The organism is Maribacter sp. MS6, from assembly GCF_056839185.1.
Window position 1 is genome coordinate 591,090 of record NZ_CM166389.1, and the last position, 17,604, is coordinate 608,693.

The following is a 17,604-nucleotide window of genomic DNA, read 5'->3' on the forward strand; positions in this document are numbered from 1 at the left end:
TCAAGTATTAATAAACAGCCATCAATACTATTTGGGTATGAACTAAATATTGAAGCTTTAGCATTTTATCTTGAACCCAAGCCACCTTCCTCCTGTTAAAATAAGACAAACAATAGCCAATTAGAACGAGAAATAGTATTTTTAAACCAACTAACAGAAACTCACTACTAATGAAAAAAACGATGCTGACGCTATGCCTTTTTTGGTGTAGTGCATTTTTATTTGCACAGGACTACTTTCCTGAAAACGAAGGCGTAAAGGCCAATAACAACAATTACACTGCCTTTACCAATGCCAAGATTTACGTTACTCCAACTGAAGTTATTAATAAGGGTACGCTACTCATCCAAAATGGAAAAGTGGTAAATGTTGGAACTTCCGTAAGTCTTCCGGCCAATACAATTATAGTAAATCTAGCAGGAAAATCTATTTACCCTTCCTTCATCGATGTCTATTCTAAATTTGGTGTAGAACAAGCTAAAAGACCAAGCGGTGGTGGCCGTTCTACGCAATACGAAGCGGAACGTGAAGGCTTTTACTGGAACGACCATATTATGCCCGAAAATGATGCCATCGGTAAATTCAAATACGATGACAAATCCGCCAAGGAACTAAGAGAAGCTGGTTTTGGGGTAGTCAACTCCCATATTCATGATGGTATTGCTAGAGGAACAGGCGTCCTTATAGCCCTAAATGCTACTGGCTCCGACGCCAATAGGGTGTTAGATGATCGTTCCGCACAGTATTTTTCATTGGATAGGAGCGTATTAAAAAGACAATCCTATCCTTCCTCACTAATGGGCACACTTGCGCTATTAAGACAAATGTACAGCGATGCAGATTGGTATTCCAAGGGTAATGCCACTACAAAAGACCGTTCATTAGAAGCGTTGAACGCCAATAAAGGAATGGTTCAAATATTTGAGGCAAAAGATAAGGGACATGCCCTTAGAGCCGATAAAATTGGTGATGCCAATGGCATTCAATATACCATTTTAGGAGGTGGGAACGAGTTTGAGCGTATAGCTGAAATAAAGGCAACGAACGCTAAATTCATACTTCCGATAAACTTTCCTGAAGCTTATGACGTTTCGGACCCATATCAAGAGAGTTATGTCTCTTTACAGGACATGCGATTCTGGAACCAAGCACCTTCCAATCCTAAGGTATTAGCAGAAAACGGAGTGTCATTTTCTCTTACGCCCTATGACCTTAAATCGATTTCCAAGTTCAATGAAAACCTGATGAAGGCAATATTATACGGTCTGCCAAAGACCAAGGCATTGGAGGCATTAACTACCGTGCCAGCTCAAATTCTTGGCAAAGAGGATAAAATAGGAAGCTTAAAAACGGGTACCTATGCCAATTTCCTTATTACATCGGGAGATATTTTTGACAAATCGACCACCCTATATGAAAACTGGGTACAGGGTACACAAAACATAATCAACAATAAGGACATTAAAGACATTCGAGGCGATTACACCTTGGCCCTGCAAGGACAAAGTTTCGATGTTTCCATTACCGGTGAAGTTGCGAAACCTAAAATAGAAGTAAAACAGGATACCGTTAAACTTACTTCAAAACTGGCCTATGATAATGATTGGATACAACTATCGTTTGCAACGAACGAGGGAGAAAAAACATATCGAATGACCGGGGCAGTTACCAAAGGCTCTGACAATCTATCAGGAAGATTAATTCTGCCAGATGGAACAGATAGCTTTTTTACAGCCGTTAAAAAATCGGTTTTTGAAAAAAAAGACACCAAAGATTCAGACATGCAAGCGCCTAAAGTGATGCCCGTAACCTTTCCTAATGTGGGCTATGGTTATACCTCCATACCTAAGCAAGAGAACGTTTTGTTCAAAAATGCTACGGTTTGGACAAGTGAGGATGCCGGAATTTTAGAAAATACGGATGTATTGGTCAAAAATGGAAAAATCACTAAAATCGGTACAGACCTTAGCGCTGGTGGTGCCAAAGTGATAGATGCCACCGGAAAACATGTTACGGCCGGTATTATTGATGAACATTCCCATATTGCAGCTCTAGCTGTAAACGAAGCAGGACACAACAGTACTGCCGAAGTAAAAATGGAAGATGTAGTAGACCCTGAGCACATGGGTATTTATCGCTCCCTAGCTGGTGGCGTTACATCCCTTCAATTGCTGCACGGTTCTGCAAACCCAATTGGAGGTCGTTCGGCTATTTTAAAATTAAAATGGGGAGAAGAAGCAGACGGACTCATTTATGATAACTCTCCTAAATTCATCAAATTCGCTTTAGGAGAGAACGTGAAACAATCCAACTGGGGCAGTAGATCACGTTTTCCGCAAACACGAATGGGCGTAGAACAAGTATTCATAAACTATTTTCAACGTGCCAAGGAATATGATACCAAAAAGAAAAACGGAGAAGCCTATCGTTACGATGAAGAAATGGAAGTTCTGGCGGAAATAATTAATGGCGAACGTTTTATTAGCTGTCACTCCTATGTACAGACCGAAATTAATATGATGATGAAGGTAGCCGAGAAATTTGGATTCGTCGTTAATACGTTTACCCATATTTTAGAGGGATATAAAGTAGCCGATAAAATGGCAGAACATGGTGTTGGTGCCGGAACCTTCAGTGACTGGTGGGCTTACAAGTACGAAGTGAACGATGCCATTCCTTACAATGCCGCCATCATGCATAACCAAGGGGTTACCGTGGCCATTAACAGTGATGACCGTGAAATGATCAGAAGATTAAATCAGGAAGCTGCCAAAACAGTGAAATACGGTGGCATGACGGAATTAGAAGCTTGGAAAATGATTACTATCAATCCAGCCAAGCTTTTACATTTGGACGAGAGAACAGGTAGCATAAAAGTAGGTAAGGACGCAGATTTGGTATTATGGTCCGGTCACCCTATGTCTATCTACACCAAAGCAGAAAAAACAATGATAGAAGGGGTTACGTATTTTGATTTAGCGAAGGACGAACAGCAACGCGCAGCAATAAAAAAAGAACGTAATGAACTGGTAAAAATGATGCTGAACGAAAAAGCGGACGGCAAAAAAATGCAGGCGCCAAAGAAAAGCGTAAAACGCGAACTAACCTGCGAAAGCCTTTAATCGCTTAAATCTAAAAACTATCAAAATGAAAAAATACATACTAATTATTGCGACAGGACTGCTTTCCTTTAAAGGAATGGCACAACAAACACCGGCCGCCAAACAAACCGAAGCTATTACCATTGAAGGTGCAACGGCACATTTAGGGAATGGGGAGGTCATAGAAAATGCCTTGATTATGTTCGAGGATGGCAAACTGACTTTTGTAGGGAGTGCCAATGCAAAAATAGCTCGTAAAGGGAATGTAATCGATGCGACTGGCAAACACATCTATCCTGGGTTTATAGCCCCGGCTAAAACTTTAGGATTGGTAGAAGTAGATGCGGTCAGGGCCACTGACGACAGCGATGAAATTGGAGAAATCATTCCCCATGTGCGCAGTTTAATTGCTTATAATGCAGAATCCAAAGTGGTAGAAAGCATGCGACCGAACGGTGTATTATTAGGACAGATCGCGCCGGAAGGTGGACGCATATCCGGAACCTCCTCAATCGTACAGTTCGATGCCTGGAACTGGGAAGATGCCGCCGTGAAAGTAGATGATGGTATACACCTCAACTGGCCAAATAGTTTTAAACAAGGTAGATGGTGGGCCGGTGAAGACCCTGGCTATTCCCCAAATAAGGATTACGCCGAACAAACCACTGCCATTGTTAATTTTATGAAAAATGCTATTGCTTACGGAAAAGCCAATTCAAAAGAACTAAATCCCGCATTCTTGGCCATGCAAGGTATTTTTGACGGCTCGCAAAGGCTATATGTATATGCAGATGGAGAGCGTGAAATCATAGATGCGGTAAATACCTTAAAGAACAATGGTGCAAAACATGTAGTTTTAGTAGGAGGTTACCATGCGTATAAGATTACCGATTTTCTGAAGCAAAACGATATTCCTATATTGGTTCAATCTACGCACAATCTCCCTGGTTTTGACGATGATGACTACGATTTACCGTACAAACTTCCAAAATTATTGGTAGATGCGGGATTACTTGTGGGACTTCAAAACTCCGATGCTTCTAATTTTCAAACAAGAAACTTACCGTTCTATGCAGGGCAGGTAGGTCAGCAAGGGCTGGACAAGGAAAAAGCCTTACAGTTGATTACCGGAAATACGGCTAAAATATTAGGTATAGACGCTGATTATGGCACCTTGGCAACAGGTAAAAGCGCAACCCTTTTTGTATCTGAAGGAGACGCCTTGGATATGCGCGGTAACCAACTTACCCATGCCTTTATAGATGGTAGAACTATTTCTTTGGAAACACACCAAACAGAGCTTTGGAAAAGGTATTCAGAAAAGTATGAAGGAAAAAAATAAGGCCTCGTTTCAAACAATGTTGGTGATAAACCAATTTATTTGATTCAATCCAAAATTCTTTTAAAACTAAAATCAATTGTAAAAAGCTTGGCATTTGCCGGGCTTTTTTTATGTAACTTGTTTACCTCCAACGAAGGTTATTTATGTAAAGCTACAAGCTAGATGATGTTGTGTCAGAGGGCAGTATTGGGTGCAATTAAAAGCAACTACTATAGAAAAACGTACCACTCATGCCTACCAAAAGCAAACAATATAAAATCTAGTCCCAATTCTGAGTTTAAAAAGGTAATTTTAAGGAGATGCACTTTGGTAGAACAACGTACTTCTAAAAATAAATTTCTACAAATCTAAAAGTCTAATCGACCAACGTGATAGTAATGACCAACATATCAACGATTATGAAACAACTGTTCTTGCTAAGCATTTTAACCCTGCTGTTTTCCTGTAAAGAATCACAGAAAACAGCATCAGATGAGCTGAAACTAGAAGGTCTACAGGAGTCTGTAGAAGTTGTGCGGGACCAATGGGGCATTAATCACATTTATGCCAAAAACCAGCACGACCTTTTCTTTGCGCAAGGCTATGCAGCTGCGGAAGACCGACTCTTTCAGTTCGAGATTTGGCGCAGACAAGCTACAGGAACCGTAGCAGAAATACTGGGAGAACGTGAACTCAATAGAGATATCGGGACACGACTTTTTAGGTTTAGAGGGGATATGACAACGGAAATGAACCACTATCACGATGAAGGAGTCGAAATCATTACGGCATATACCGATGGTGTAAATGCATATATTACCGATATAGTAAAAACACCAGAGCAACTTCCTATAGAATTTAAAATGTTAGATATCCAACCTCAAAAATGGACTCCGGAAGTCGTCATCTCCAGACATCAAGGTCTACTGGGAAATATTGACGAAGAATTACAGGTTGGCCGTACCGTGGCAGTCTTGGGCGAACAAAAAGCCAAAGAACTATTTTGGTTTCATCCTAAGGAGCCAGATTTAAAGATGGATCCCAGTATCAATACAAGTTTATTGTCCCAAGATATACTAGCACCATATCACGCCTACCGTAAATCTGTAAAATTTGACAAGGCAGATATACTGCCAAGCTATCAAAAAAAGCAGGAAACACAAACTGCCCTTACTCTACTCAATGGAAAAAATGATTCTCTAGCTATTGGCAGCAACAACTGGGTAGTAAGCGGCAATCTTATGAAAGATGGCAATACCTACATGGCCAATGATCCGCACAGAAGAATTGCTGTGCCCTCTTTGCGCTATATGGCACATCTAGTTGCTCCCGGATGGAACGTTATTGGTGGCGGGGAGCCAGAAATCCCAGGAATATCCATTGGTCATAACGAATATGGCACTTGGGGACTTACCGTTTTTGAAACAGATGGAGAGGACCTTTACGTGTATGAACTTAATCCAGAAAACCAGAATCAATACAAGTATCAAGGCCAGTGGGTGGACATGGAGCAGCTTACGGAAACCATAAAAGTAAAGGGTCAAAAAGATACTATTGTTGAACTGAATTATACCCAACACGGGCCAGTTACCCATATTGACAAAAAGAACAATGTAGCCTATGCCATGCGTTGTGCTTGGCTAGAACCAGGCGGATCTCCTTACTTGGCCTCTTTACGTATGGACCAAGCCAAAACATGGGAAGAATTTAGGGAAGCCTGTAACTATAGCAACATTCCTGGGGAAAATATGATTTGGGCGGATAAAGAAGGAAATATCGGTTGGCAGGCTGTAGGTATTGCCCCGATACGAAGAAATTTTAGTGGTCTTGTTCCTGTTCCGGGTGATGGGCGTTATGAATGGGATGGCTACCTACCTATTATAGAAAAGCCGCATAGCTTTAACCCTGCATCTGGTTTCATTGCTACGGCTAACCAAAACGTGACTCCTAATGAATATACGCATTGGGACGCCATTGCCTTCTCATGGTCAGACCCATATCGTGGTAATCGCGTGAACGAGGTACTTGGGGCTGGAAAAAAATGACTATGGAAGATATGAAGGCATTGCAGACCGACTATCTCTCCATCCCTGCCCGTACCTTAGTTCCTATGTTAACTGATATTAGTTTTGACGGTAAAGCCGCTGTGGCCAAAGAGAAAATTATGAATTGGAACTACAGCCTTGATCCTAATTCCGTTGCGGCAGCTATCTATGTGGCATGGGAAAATCAGTTAGGTCTAATGAGCGATGAACGCTTTATCCCTGAACGAGCAAAAACTACCATTTCTGAAATTCAAATGAAGCGTATTATCGATTGGCTAATGGAACCCGATACAAAATTTGGAGCCAACCCCATTTTAGGAAGAGATCAATTTTTAGAAGATGCATTTATTAATGCGGTTGAAGATTTAGAAAAAAATCTAGGTTCTGATATTACCCAATGGCAATACGGACAAGAAAAAAACAAACACACCTATATGGAACATGCATTAAGCGAGGTCGTAAATGCGGACATAAGGGCCAAATTAGACCTAGGACCGCTTCCTAGAGGTGGTAATTCCTATACCCCGGGCTCTACAGGTGGTAACTTAAGGCAAACTAGTGGCGCTTCTTTTCGTATGATCGTAAATACTGGGGATTGGGATGCTGCCTTAGGCACAAACGGTCCAGGACAATCCGGTAATCCCGATAGTCCGTTTTATGATAATCTGTTTGAACCTTGGGCAAAAGACCAATATTTTCCAGTGTATTATTCACGAAGTAAAATAGATTCGGTTGCGGTAAGTACAAAGATGCTCATTCCCTTAAGGTAAGTAAATTCGATGCCTTTAAACTTATAAAACCAATTGGATACTTTCGTCCATCAAAATTGAAACTCTGAGTGGATTTCATGAGCGATTGGGGAAGTACTTCCTAGAATATGGGAGTATCTAGAAGATTATAAATATCCTACTTGCCTAACCTCCCACCCAAATACGCCATAGGAATATAAGCCACGGCCAAATCCAACACGGTAAACCATAAAGGGCCGCCAAGCATAAAGATATTGACGCTACCACCTATAAGGAAGAACACACCTATAATCAAGGCCATGGACATTTTTCGTGTGGCGGCTATTCTAGCAGCTACAAAAGCACCTACCAACGTACCTATGGCATGGGCTAAAAATGGAAAAATAAAATGTTTGGGCTCAAATAAGTGCATGGTTGCCTTAAGGCCTTCCATAGTGGTAATATCTCCGTCTTCTGGGGGTGGAATTATAGAACCACTGAGCATAATAATCCCCATATTAACGATACTCCCTATGACTAAACCGGCAACTACGGCCAGTACATTTTTTAAGATTGGATTCATAAGTGAAAAGTTTTGGTTATTAGTTACCTCCTGTAATATAGCCATAAATAACTACTATTTAACTACTTATAATCAAGAACAAACCATAGTATACCTAGCCAAAATAAATATAATATACACCTAACAGTATACTAGGTGCTATCTGGAACCAGACATAGCGAACCTAGAAAACATACAAAACAAAAAAGAGGGCTATCGCCCTCTTTCATTTTTACTACTTCATCGTACTTAAGAAAAACGAATCAGTTTTAATCCGGTATGTCTTCGGTGATTTTTCCAACTGGAATGTCTCGTAACTACTTTATCGGTACTTGCTTCGTTTTTCGTATGTTGTTTTTTCGTATTTGTCATAATTAGATATTTTATTCATTGTTGTGATGAGTGCAATTCGCACTCCTATATAGACTCCTACTTAGACGAACAAAAAGGCAAAATATTACATTGTTATGACAAGCTTAACACTTAGCGATTCCCCGCAAAATATAAACTGTCAAGCATTTGAACCCAAATCTAACAATACTTCAAGCAAGCAATTCCAGATGCTATTATTTATCAAAAACCAGGTGAATAATCATTCTATTTCGTAATTCTGACATTACGAGACTTTCTATCCCGTTTCGAATGAAAAAGTGGTGTTTTTAGTACAACATCAATGTTAAAACTGGATATTGTTATGTACCAAAACTGAACTCTCAAGAATATCATTATAACGATTAGGTTTCGCTCTCCTAAAATAGCAGTAGGTTAATACATTTAAGATTAATTAGTTCATTAAAAACCTCTATTAGAAAACTATAATAACGCGAAGCTTAGGAAAATTAATAGCAATTCATAACACTACTTTTGTTCATAAAATCTTAAAAACCTTACGTTTAAGAGTAAGATAATACCCCAAATAGGTTTTAACTTGTATAACATAGGCGATTAGCTGCTTCCTATTCAGATTAGTGAACAAGTAAGTCTATAAAAAAAAAGACAAGTAGCAAAGCTAAATTCACAGTCATAAAGAGATAGGTATAATTGTGAGCACAACCCTTCTATAAAGTCAATATAATGCAAACGACATGAAATCAACCGAAAAGCGTACATATCAAGAATTGGAAGAAGAGATTGCCGAACTTAAGTTACGCTATCAATTCCTAAAAGGAAAAGGTCAAACCAATTTATCAGAAGATTTAGAGCATAATTTATTGGAGCACAAGCTGCATTCTACACTTCTATTTGAAACTATGCCCAGTGCATTTGTTTATGCTAAAATCATTTATAAAAAAAACATGCCGGTTGATTTTGAATTTATCGATATAAATAGAGCGTTTACTGAACTAACCGGACTTAAAAATGTAGTTGGAAAAAAGAAATCGGAAGTACTTCAAGGAATTCAGAATTCAGACGCTAAAATGTTTGAGATCCTAGGGCGTGTTACAACAACAGGAATCTCAGAACAATTAGAATATTTTGTGGAGGCTTTGGATAAATGGTTAAATGTCAAAATTGTTTCTCTAAAGAAGGGCTATTACATATCTGTAATCAATGATATTACCAAGCGTAAACAGCTTGAAGAGGAACTTATTAAAGCTAATAATGAAGCTAAAAGAAACGAAGAATACCTAAATAAAGTACAGCTAATAACACATACAGGTTCGTGGTATCTTAATCTTGCTACTAATGAAGTAACATGGACAAAAGAATTATATAGGATGTATGGCTTTGATCCTGCCCTTCCCGTGCCACCTTATACAGAGCATCAAAAGCTTTTTACTCTCGAAAGTTGGGAACGCCTTTCAGCAGCACTAGAGCAAACAAGTGAAACTGGTATCCCTTACGAACTTGAACTAAAAACAGTACGAGAAAACGGTAGCAATGGTTGGATGTGGGTTAGAGGTGAAACAGTAACTGATGAAGACAATAAAATCATTGGGCTTTGGGGGGCTGCGCAAGATATTACCGAGCGTAAGCTGGCAACAGAAGAATTGTTAAAAGCGAAACAAAAAGTAGAAGAAAGTAAAAAGTTAAAAGCTGCTAAATTAATATTGGAAAAAACCGAGAAGGAATTAAATGAGGCGCAGAAACTGGCACATTTAGGTAGTTGGTCATTTGACCTTGACACTCAAAAGATAAAATGGTCGGATGAGTCGTTTCACATCTGGGGATTAGACCCAAATAAAGATATCCCCCCTGAATTTGAAGCATTGGTTGCGCAAATTCATAAGGACGATCAAGAATTATTTACAACTGCTGTAAAAAAAGCCGCTAATCTAGGAGTGCCATATGATATCGAACATAGAATTTGCTTTCCAAACGGCGAGCAAAAAGTGGTTAGAACCATTTGCCGACCTGTAATAGGAACCACGGGTGAGGTGGTGAGCTTGGCGGGTACCGGTCAAGACATTACCAAACAAAAACTGTTGGATATAGAACTTATCAAAGCTAAGGAAAAAGCAGAGGAAAGTGAAGATTACCTGAACAAGATAATAAATAATATTGGTGACCCTATATTTGTAAAAGATGATAATTACAGATTCGTTTTGGTTAACGATTCCCTCTGTAAACTCTTAGGAATTCCCAAAAACAAAATAATTGGTAAAACATTGGCCGAAGATTTCCCGGCAGATCAGATGGAAGGTTTTCTTAAAATAGACCAGCAAGTCCTATCAAGTGGCGAAGAAAACTTAAATAAGGAGTTGGCAGCTCTTCCAAATGGGGAAGAATTGACCATTATCACAAAAAAATCTAGATATATTGATGAACATAATAACAAGTTCATTATTGGCACGATTAGGGACATAACCGAGAAAAAAAAGAATGAAGCAGATAAATTGGCCGCTAAGTTATTGCTAGAAAAAACCGAAAAAGAATTAAATGAAGCTCAAGCTTTAGCGAAAGTTGGTAGCTGGATTTTTGATATTTCCAACCAAAAGATAGAATGGTCGGATGAAATGTTTCACATTTGGGGCTACGACGTAAACAAAGGGGCTCCTAAATATGACGATCTGGTTAAGCGCGTTCACCCAGATGACCTAGATTTATGGAATGGTGCTGTTGAAAAAGCTATAAATCTGGGTAAGCCGTACGATATTAATCATCGAATTTTTCTTCCTAATGGGGAGCAAAAAACGGTAAGGGGTATTTGTCAACCGGTATTGGCAGTTACTGGTGAGGTGGTCCGTTTATCAGGTACAGGACAAGATATCACAGCGCAAAAACGATTAGATACGTAGCTTATAAAAGCTAAAGAAAAAGCTGAGGAAAGCGACCGACTAAAATCGGCATTTCTTGCAAATATGAGTCATGAACTCCGCACTCCAATGAACGGTATTCTAGGTTTTTCGGAATTGTTAAAAGGAAAGAATATTTCTGATGAAAAGAAAGACACTTATTTAGGGTTAATTGAAAAAGAAGGAAATCGTCTTTTAAGTTTTATTTCGAACATTGTAGATATTTCAAAGATTGAATCTAATGTAATTACCGTAGACAAAACTTTTTGCAATATCAATTCACTTATTGATGAGCTATATTCAAAATACTCTATTATACTGCAGGGAAAGGACATTAAACTTCAAACCAAAAAAGGGTTGGAAGACATTGACAGTTGTGTACAAACAGACCCAAATAAATTAGTTCAGGTAATCTCTAATTTATTGGAAAACGCAATAAAATTCACTAAAGAAGGTGAGATTGAATTTGGCTATACCCAATCGTTAGGCAAACTTAAATTTTATATTAAAGATTCTGGTGTTGGCATTGAAATTGAAGAACAAAAAAATATATTTAACAGATTCACGCAAGGTAAATTAGAACAGACCCACAATCACGGTGTTGGATTAGGATTGTCAATTGTACAAGGTCTTGTAACTGTTCTTGGCGGTGAAGTGGGAGTCGATTCTCAAATAGGAGTGGGTTCAACATTTTTCTTCACCATACCTTATGAAAATGAAGGTATTGAGCTAAAGGTAGTTTCAGATCATAGCGACACGGCTTTGGAAAGTGGCCATTTTACCGTATTAATAGCTGAAGATGATGAGTTTAGCTTCATGTATTTAAAGGCATGTCTTTCAGATTTCAACTGCTCCATTTTACATGCGATTAATGGAAAAGAGGCCGTTAAACTAGTAAGCGAAAACGCAGATATAGACGTAGTATTAATGGACATAAACATGCCTGAAATGAACGGAGATAAAGCGTTGGAAGAAATTAGAAAAACAAATATAAAAGTACCAATCATAGCACAAACAGGTTTGGCGATGTCTGGAGATAAACAAAGGATGTTAAAGGCCGGGTTTAATGATTACATATCCAAGCCCATATCTTCTAAGGTTTTGATAACAACAATAAACAAATACTTAAAGAAAGCAAGTGATGCTAACAATGTTAATAAAAACCCGGGGCCCCCGTATTAAATGGGCATTTAACAGCGTCAATCAAAAACTATCAAACCAAAATCTTATATCATAAAACAATTATTAAAAGGCTGCCTGACTATTCGCAAAATTGAAAAGGTAGTTTTAAATTTATATATGTTTAGAAGCCAAGAGCAAGACTATTCTACAACTGCCTCAATACTAAAAATTTTGGTAATTCAAATACAAACTAGTGCACGTTTGGTAGTTTAACACTATTGGAAGTATGAATTGTACTGTTCGAAACCGGTAGCGTTTCGGGCAAATCAATAGCGGTTAAATTCCTACCTACAGCGACTCCTCAAAACCTATCCGTTCTGGATTAGAAGAAACATCCTTACTCCAAGACACACCAATTCCATAAAAAATTAAATCAATGATAAAAAGGAAATTAAAAAAGCCTAATTTAAAATAAGTAACACCAAAATTGCTACTCAAAACATAGTTGGAATTTTAAAATAGTATGTTTTATCCTTATTTTAGAGCTTAGAAAATTAGAAGACATTTTAGGTAAGGCCCTTCAGTAAATAACACCAACTCCCAAGCCTAAACTAACCCGCATCAAATGGTAGCCGTTCCATTTTAAATGTTAAGAAAAACGCCAATGACCGATATAGAAATTGCACAAAAAGTAAAAGCGAAGCACATTAAGAAAGTTGCCCTAAAACTGGACATCAAAGAAGCTGATTTGGAGTATTACGGAAATGAAAAGGCAAAGCTTCCGTTGGATTTAATTAATAATGATAATGTCGGCAAGAGCAATCTCATCTTGGTTACGGCCATAACCCCTACTCCTGCCGGAGAAGGGAAAACCACAACATCCATAGGTCTAAACGATGGTTTGAACCATATTGGAAAAAAATCTGTTGTTGTTCTGCGAGAGCCAAGTCTTGGACCTGTTTTTGGAATGAAGGGCGGCGCGGCCGGTGGTGGATGGAGTCAGGTTATCCCAATGGTGGACATCAACCTTCATTTTACCGGGGATTTTCATGCTATTGCTATGGCTAATAATCTGCTTGCCGCTCTCATCGATAACAACATACAGAGCAAGAGCAGAAACTTGGGTATAGACCCGCGTACCGTCATCTGGAAACGATGCATGGATATGAACGATCGGGCACTCCGCAACATCATTACTGCATTGGGAGGTAAATCCGGCGGAATTCCGAGAGAAACCGGATTCAATATTACGGCCGCTTCTGAAATTATGGCCATCTTGTGTTTGTGCAATAACTTGGAAAACCTTCAAGAGATGTGCGGTAACATTTATTTAGGCGATACCTTTAAAGGCGACGCAGTGTACGCCAAAGAAGTAAACGCGGCAGGCGCCATGGCCGTGTTATTAAAAGATGCCATTAAACCAAACTTGGTACAAACCCTAGAAGGCAATCCAGCGCTGATACATGGAGGTCCCTTTGCCAATATAGCACAGGGAACCAATTCCATCATCGCCACAAAAATGGGAATGAGCCTTGGGGACTATGTAGTAACCGAAGCAGGATTTGCAGCTGATTTGGGTGCTGAAAAGTTCCTGAACATTAAATGCAGAAAAGCAGGACTATCACCAAAGGCGGTGGTCATAGTAGCCACCATCAGAGCATTAAAGTATCACGGTGGAAAATCGCTAAATACGCTAACGGAAGAAGATGTAATTGCTTTGGAGAAAGGAATGCCCAACCTAGAGCGACATATCGAAAGTATTCAGAGCTTTGGATTACCCGTGGTAATTTCAGTAAACGCATTCAGCAGCGATACCGAAGCTGAAAAACAATTCATTTATAATCATTGCGAAAAATTAGGTGTGCCCGTTGCTTTAAGCTACGGTTGGGCCAATGGTGGCAAAGGCTGTATTGAGTTGGCGGAGAAAGTTGTTGCTGCAGCCAATACCTGTAATGCAATATTTAAACCCACCTATGAACTTGAAGACGCACCATTACTAAAAATAGAAAAAATCTGCCAGACGATATACGGAGCAAAAAATGTGGTTCTTACCGCTGTTGCAAAACGACAATTAAAAAGATTTGAAGCCTTAGGCTACGGAAAACTACCTATTTGTATGGCAAAAACCCAAAAGAGCCTAAGCGATAACGATAAACTTTTAGGCCGACCAGAAAATTTTGACATTCACATTCGTGAGTTTGAAATTGCTGCCGGAGCAGGTTTTATTATTCCCATTGCCGGTAACATGCTTAGAATGCCAGGACTCCCGGTAACACCATCTTCCGAAAATATTAAAATGGATAGCGAGGGAATTATTTCGGGATTGTTTTAATAAAAATAAATCTAGACAAAGTTAGATTTCAGCCTTGAATTGTTGTGTTTCTATTACAGTCGTACCATATGCTATATCCAAAATCTCAGCGTGGGAAAACCAAAAATTGCTTTTACAAATCGAGCAGATGAGTCTACATCGTAAAGCCTACAGTAAATGACTCACTACTAATAGCTCTGTAAGATACTAGAACCATAAACAATTTTAATTTACTAGCTTTGAATATGAGTACATCAAAAAGCATATTTATCCTTTTATTATTGCTATCTGCGTTCAATTCCTGTGGAGAACCGAAACCCATAGCGGCTATTAATGTATCTGAATTAACAATTGCGGAAATACACAAGGCTTATCAAGAAAATACTTATTCCAGTAGTGAATTGGTTGCCACATACCTGCAGCGCATTAAAGATTTGGATAGCACTATCAATGCGATTACCATGCTAAACCCAAATGCACTTGACATTGCAAAGGCCTTAGATGAGGAATATGCAAAAACAGGCATATTACGTCCCTTACATGGAATCCCTTTCATCATAAAAGATAATATTAATGCCGCAGGGCTGCCAACAACAGCAGGATCTTTGGCCTTACAAAATTATATTCCCGAGAAAGATGCTTTCATAATTAAAAAATTAGTCGATGCGGGAGCGATTATACTAGCCAAATCCAATATGGCAGAATGGGCCTTTAGTCCCATGCATACCGAAAGTTCTACAGCTGGCACGACCAGAAACCCTTACAATACAGGCTATGTTCCAGCAGGCTCTAGTGGCGGTACTGGCGCATCAATTGCGGCCAACTTTGGTACTATTGGTCTTGGTACGGATACCGGAAACTCCATACGAGGTCCTGCCTCGCATAACGCCTTAGTTGGCTTTCGCACCACTTTAGGATTGGTGAGCAGAAGTGCCATTATACCGCTCTACTTAAGAAATGATGTAGTTGGTCCAATGAGCCGTACAGTAGCAGATGCTACAAAAGTGTTGGAAATTATGGCAGGTTATGACCCAAAAGACACGCTTACCAACTATTCAAAAGGTAATATCCCAGACAACTATCGTCAATTTCTTTTGAAAGACGGCCTTACAGGTGCGAGAATAGGAGTACTTAGAGCACTAAGCGAAGACGACCCACATCCTGAAATAAAAGGGTTATTTGAAAAAGCACTTTCGGACCTAAATGCATTAGGTGCCACGGTAATAGATTCCGTGATAATACCCGATTTCGATGTACTAAGCGAAAATCAATGGTGTGCAACGTTCACTACAGATATAGAAACATTTCTCGCCAACTATGTAAAAACTGATTCTTTGACTACCATAGAGGACCTTATTACGATTGGCACCAAGTCTGATTATACCAGAGAGCGATTGGAACGGAATGCGGCCAACAGCGGCAGGTGGGAAAATCCAGAAATTCCCTGCTTGGATGCCTATATAGATTCCAGACGCGTAGCATTCCGTGGGGCTATTGAACAACTGATGGATTCCTTAGAATTAGACGCCATTGTGTACCCTTCTTGGAACCATCCACCGGCTAGTATTGATTTATTTCAAGAGGAGTATAAAGGAGATAACAGTCAGGTAATAAGTCCTCATACAGGGCAACCTGCTTTTACGGTTCCTATGGGTTTTACAACGGGAAATCTACCAGCAGGATTACAATTTTTGGGTAGGATGTACGATGAGCCCACTTTGATTAGATTGACTTATGCTTATGAACAAGGGACAAAACATCGAAAATCTCCGGATTTATAAAATAATATGGAAAGTGAATAACTCCATTATTTCATAAACAGTATCATACGTTTTCCAACAAATAGTAATAGCTACATTGATTGGCTCGGTTAAGTAGCAATAAACAAAGTTTCGGGTAAAATTGTAACATTTTATTACAGTTCCAATCGTTTGTAACAACCCACTAAATTTTCAGATAATGTGTACTTTTACCCATGTCGTAATTATGAAACTAAAAGATGTATAGCCAGCTTTATTTTGATTACAACTCTACAACCCCTTGCGACAAACAAGTGGTTAATACCATGCTCCCATTTTTCAATGAAGATTTTGGGAATCCATCAAGCAATCATCACCCATACGGATGGTTGTCAAAAAGTGCCGTTGAAGATGCCACTGCATCCTTAGCAAAGAATTTAGGAGTCTCAGCTACTAGTTTAGTCTATACTTCCGGTGCAACGGAAAGTATAAATATGGTACTCAAAGGTGTGGCCAGAAAACTGCGGAATAAAGGAAAGCATATTATAACTACCCAAGCAGAACATAAGGCCGTTTTGGACACCTGCGCTTTTTTGGAGGACGATGGATATGAAGTGACATATTTGAAAGTCAATTCTAAAGGATTAATTTCTACAGAAGATTTAAGCGATATGTTACGACCCGATACAATTCTTGTATCCATTCTATATGCCAATAACGAGACCGGAATTATTCAGCCCTTACAGGAGATTGCAAAATTGACCCACCAAAATAAAAGTCTACTTTTTTCAGATACGACCCAAGCTTTAGGGAAAATAGATGTAACTAAGGCTCTAAACCAAGTAGATTTCGCCTGCTTTTCAGCGCATAAAGTTTACGGACCAAAAGGGATAGGCTTGGTTTATATTAAGGATAATGAGGACCAAAATAGTCTGCCGAGTTTTATACAAGGCGGTGGCCAACAAAAGAAACAACGTGGAGGTACTATTAATACTCCCTTAATCGTAGGATTTGCAGAGTCAGTTGAACTAGCTTATACCAATTTAGAAGAAGAAAAACGAAGATTAGAACACCTAAGAAATGAACTAGAAACTGGATTACTAAAAATTGAATTAGCGATTTCCAATACTAATACGCCAAAGCGTCTTCCAAACACAGTTCATATTTCTTTCCCCTTTGTTGACGGTACTAATTTACTAAATGCTCTAAGCGGACAAATAGCGGTTTCGAATGGATCTGCATGCAATTCCGCTGCCGTAGCACCTTCGCATGTATTGACTGCAATGGGTATTGACCGCAGTTTAGCATTCGCTTCTTTACGAATGAGTATCGGGAGATTTACAACCGAAAACGATATCAAAAATGCAATTGAAATAATCTCTAAAGAAGTAAATAAACAAAGAGAACGTAATATTTTATGGGAGCGACGTTAGAACACC

Annotated in this window: 10 protein-coding genes and 1 pseudogene; 8 read left to right on the plus strand and 3 right to left on the minus strand. The window is 39.1% G+C overall.

Features of this window, described 5'->3' with window-relative positions:
• Positions 1–170: 170 nt before the first annotated feature.
• The 3 genes and pseudogenes from MS6x_RS02630 (at position 171) to MS6x_RS02640 (ending at position 7,237) form a co-directional block, all read left to right on the plus strand.
• Positions 171–3,122 (plus strand): amidohydrolase family protein, encoded by a 2,952-nt coding sequence (locus MS6x_RS02630; protein ID WP_482605225.1) that lies wholly within the window; start codon positions 171–173, stop codon positions 3,120–3,122.
• Between the two features lie 25 nt (positions 3,123–3,147).
• On the plus strand, positions 3,148–4,443 hold the full coding sequence (locus MS6x_RS02635) for an amidohydrolase family protein (protein ID WP_482605226.1): 1,296 nt from the start codon (positions 3,148–3,150) through the stop codon (positions 4,441–4,443).
• Positions 4,444–4,841: 398 nt separating this feature from the next.
• Positions 4,842–7,237: pseudogene (locus MS6x_RS02640) on the plus strand (penicillin acylase family protein).
• Between the two features lie 136 nt (positions 7,238–7,373).
• On the opposite strand, the gene MS6x_RS02645 reads toward MS6x_RS02640, so the two are convergent.
• Positions 7,374–7,778, minus strand: a complete 405-nt coding sequence (locus MS6x_RS02645; protein ID WP_482605227.1) for a hypothetical protein — start codon at positions 7,776–7,778, stop codon at positions 7,374–7,376.
• Positions 7,779–8,006: 228 nt separating this feature from the next.
• On the minus strand, positions 8,007–8,129 hold the full coding sequence (locus MS6x_RS02650; protein ID WP_482605228.1) for a hypothetical protein: 123 nt from the start codon (positions 8,127–8,129) through the stop codon (positions 8,007–8,009).
• A gap of 713 nt (positions 8,130–8,842) precedes the next feature.
• Between MS6x_RS02650 and MS6x_RS02655 the strand changes: the two genes are divergently transcribed.
• Together MS6x_RS02655 and MS6x_RS02660 are read left to right on the plus strand one after the other, a co-directional pair.
• A complete protein-coding gene (locus tag MS6x_RS02655; protein WP_482605229.1) occupies positions 8,843–10,996 on the plus strand; it encodes a PAS domain-containing protein in 2,154 nt (717 codons plus the stop codon).
• Positions 10,997–10,999: 3 nt separating this feature from the next.
• Complete coding sequence (locus MS6x_RS02660) at positions 11,000–12,175, plus strand: response regulator (RefSeq protein WP_482607132.1); 1,176 nt, start codon at positions 11,000–11,002, stop codon at positions 12,173–12,175.
• Between the two features lie 288 nt (positions 12,176–12,463).
• On the opposite strand, the gene MS6x_RS02665 is transcribed toward MS6x_RS02660, so the two are convergent.
• The gene (locus tag MS6x_RS02665) at positions 12,464–12,613 is read right to left on the minus strand and encodes a hypothetical protein (protein WP_482605230.1); all 150 of its coding nucleotides are present in this window, start codon (positions 12,611–12,613) and stop codon (positions 12,464–12,466) included.
• 166 nt (positions 12,614–12,779) lie between these two features.
• On the opposite strand from MS6x_RS02665, the gene MS6x_RS02670 reads away from it, so the two are divergent.
• The 3 genes from MS6x_RS02670 to MS6x_RS02680 all read left to right on the plus strand — a co-directional run bounded on the left by MS6x_RS02670 (position 12,780) and on the right by MS6x_RS02680 (position 17,598).
• A complete protein-coding gene (locus MS6x_RS02670; protein WP_482605231.1) occupies positions 12,780–14,447 on the plus strand; it encodes a formate--tetrahydrofolate ligase in 1,668 nt (555 codons plus the stop codon).
• A 224-nt stretch (positions 14,448–14,671) separates the two neighbouring features.
• Positions 14,672–16,207 carry an amidase gene (locus tag MS6x_RS02675; RefSeq protein ID WP_482605232.1) on the plus strand — a complete coding sequence of 512 codons (1,536 nt, stop codon included), beginning with the start codon at positions 14,672–14,674 and terminating at the stop codon, positions 16,205–16,207.
• A gap of 218 nt (positions 16,208–16,425) precedes the next feature.
• Entirely contained in the window at positions 16,426–17,598 is a 1,173-nt protein-coding gene (locus MS6x_RS02680; RefSeq protein WP_482605233.1) for a cysteine desulfurase family protein, read from the plus strand.
• Positions 17,599–17,604: the final 6 nt, after the last annotated feature.